The sequence below is a fragment of the Nocardioides malaquae genome (assembly GCF_015070385.1).
GTDB lineage: Bacteria > Actinomycetota > Actinomycetes > Propionibacteriales > Nocardioidaceae > Nocardioides > Nocardioides malaquae.
Window position 1 is genome coordinate 1 of sequence record NZ_JADCSA010000091.1, and the last position, 467, is coordinate 467.

General features: G+C 59.3%; 1 rRNA gene. It reads right to left on the reverse strand.

Annotation, left to right across the window (positions count from 1 at the left end):
- Window positions 1–467: ribosomal RNA gene (locus tag IEQ44_RS18515) — 23S ribosomal RNA — on the reverse strand; the annotation flags it as partial.

Sequence of the window (467 nt, forward strand, 5' to 3'; positions counted from 1 at the left end):
CTCCATCCCCGTGAGGGCGGACTGATGAGCGACCGCATCGGGCACCTTACCCCGGCGTTCGGTTCATCCCGCAGCGCCAGTTCTGCTTACCAAAAGTGGCCCACTGGGCGCTCGCATTCCACGCCCGGCTCCGAGTCGGCGAGCCGGGCCTCTTACCCATTTAAAGTTTGAGAATAGGTTGAGATCGTTTCGACCCCAAGACCTCTAATCATTCGCTTTACCAGATAAAACTGCGAGCTGTCGAGCGCCAGCTATCCTGAGGGAAACTTCGGAGGGAACCAGCTACTAGATGGTTCGATTAGTCTTTCGCCCCTATACCCAGGTCGGACGACCGATTTGCACGTCAGGACCGCTACGGACCTCCACCAGAGTTTCCTCTGGCTTCGCCCTGCCCCGGCATAGTTCACCATCTTTCGGGTCCTATCGCTCGCGCTCATGTTCCACCTCCCCGACGGTGCGGGCGAGGC